Origin of the sequence: Streptomyces sp. (genome assembly GCF_050698815.1) — a bacterium.
Taxonomy (GTDB): Bacteria; Actinomycetota; Actinomycetes; order Streptomycetales; family Streptomycetaceae; genus Streptomyces.
This window is the reverse complement of sequence record NZ_JBOHCV010000273.1, coordinates 1-1,876: the sequence shown is the minus strand read 5'-3', so window position 1 is coordinate 1,876 and position 1,876 is coordinate 1. Positions and strand designations below refer to the sequence as shown.

Genomic DNA, 1,876 nt, shown 5'->3' with positions numbered 1-1,876 from the left:
GCGCCACACCACAAGCCGCACCACAAGCCGCACCGCAAGCCGCACCGCAAGCAGTGGCGGATGCAGCGCGACAGACAGCGCCACCGATGGCTGCGCCCTGTCCGGAAGGGCCGGAGAACGCGGCCGGAAAGCCGGAGCCGGGGTGGGGCGAGCTCGTCACCGCCGCGCTCCTCGGCACCGAGCGGCGCACACCGCCCGGCGGTGGAGGAGCCACGGCCCTGCTGGACGCGGCGGCGGTGGAGACCGTCCGGCACCGGGCCGGGCTGCGGCCCGCCCCCGCCGGTGTACGCCCCGAGCCTGCGCCCCCGGACGCTCGGCCTCTTCTGCCGGCCGCTGCCGCGCGAAGGCTGACGACGCTGCTCACCGCACGTCCGGGCGGCACCGGTCACGACGGTGGCCACCGCCGCGGCGCGGCCCCCGATCTGGCCGAACTGCTCCCGCAGTGGCTGGCCACCGCCAACGCGTACGGATACCGCACGCCCGACGCCCAGCTCCCCGCCCTCCTCGACGCGGCGCGCGCCCGCACCGACATCCGCGCCGCGACGCTGACGTTCGCCGGTCCGCGCGCCCTGTGGCTGGCCCGGCTCAACCCGGACTGGAAGTTCGCGCTGCGCGACGTTCCCCCGGTGGGAGCCACTCCCGGGCCTGCCGAGGAGGGGGAGGCGGTGCGCCGACTGTGGGAGGAAGGCCTCTTCGCCGAACGCGCCGCCCTGCTCATCTCGCTCCGGCGCCGCGACCCGGCCGCGGGGCTGGCCCTGCTGGCCGGCACCTGGCCGGCGGAGCGCGCCGAGGACCGGCTGATGTTCGTGGACTCGCTGCGCGACACCCTTCGCCCCGCCGACGAGCCGTTCCTCGAGCAGGCCCTGAGCGACCGGAGCCGCACCGTACGCGCCACCGCCGCCGAACTGCTCAGCACAATCCCCGGGTCGGCGCTCGCGGCCCGGATGGCGGCCCGCGCCCGTACGCACGTCACCCTCGACCCCATCGCGACCACGCCCCGGATCCTGGTCGAGGCACCGCACGAGTGCGACGCGGCCATGCAGCGGGACGGCGTCATGCCCAGGCCGCCCACCGGGCGGCCCGAACGCGCCTGGTGGCTGGGCCAGCTAGTGGAGGCGGCGCCGACGACGACCTGGTCCGGCCAGTTCGGCGGGCGCACCGCGGCTCAGATCGCCGCACTGCCGGTGGCCGACGACTGGCAGCCGGACCTGCACGCCGCCTGGTGCCGCGCCGCGGTGCGGCAGCGCGACGCGGAGTGGTCGCGGGCGCTGATCGGATCGCCCACCGCACCTTTCGCGGAGGGGCCCGGCGACCCGGCCAAGCTCCTCGCGGTACTGCCGGCGGCGGAACGGGCGGAATGGGCGGCGCGCTTCATCGCGGCGCACGGGCTCTCGGAGGCGTTCCGTCTCCTCGGGGTGTGCGCGGTGCCATGGGCGGAACCGCTGGGCCGTGCCGTGGTCGACGCGCTGGAGATCGCCCGTGACGCGGGCAGCTATCCATGGAGTTTCAGCGGGGTGATGGGCCTGGCCGAGCGCTGCCTCGACCCGTCCGACGCCTCCCGCCTGTACCCGCTGGCGGCGGTGGCGGACGAGCCGGAGGGCGGCTCGCCCGGCGCGGGCGCGTACTGGGCGGAGGCGTTCCAGCGGCTCGTCGCCACGCTGCGACTGCGCGCGGCCATGCGGTCCGAACTCGCCCCCACTCCGGGACCGGGGCCTTCTCCCGTCGACCCCTGACCCTCAGCGGGCCCCGGTGACGCAGCCCAGCGACCGGCCCACGACCCGCCGCCCCCACGAGGCCCGTGCTTCGGGCCGGAGGCCCAGGGAAGCGGGGGGGGGCGGCCGTCACGCCGCGAGGCGGCCGACGTTCGCCCGGATCC

2 protein-coding genes are annotated in these 1,876 nt (G+C 77.1%); one reads left to right on the top strand and one right to left on the bottom strand.

What is annotated here, in order from left to right; genetic code table 11:
* A partial coding sequence (locus ACRDP3_RS09970; RefSeq protein WP_431516510.1) for a photosystem I reaction center subunit XII occupies positions 1 to 84 on the bottom strand: 84 nt, incomplete at its 3' end.
* A 2-nt stretch (positions 85 to 86) separates the two neighbouring features.
* On the opposite strand from ACRDP3_RS09970, the gene ACRDP3_RS09965 reads away from it, so the two are divergent.
* The gene (locus ACRDP3_RS09965) at positions 87 to 1,733 is read left to right on the top strand and encodes a DUF5691 domain-containing protein (protein ID WP_431516509.1); all 1,647 of its coding nucleotides are present in this window, start codon (positions 87 to 89) and stop codon (positions 1,731 to 1,733) included.
* The last annotated feature ends 143 nt before the right edge of the window (positions 1,734 to 1,876 follow it).

Coding starts and splice junctions, on each gene's coding strand:
- ACRDP3_RS09965 (WP_431516509.1), top strand. CDS start 87: ATGGCTGCGCCCTGTCCGGAAGGGCCGGAGAACGCGGCCGGAAAGCCG.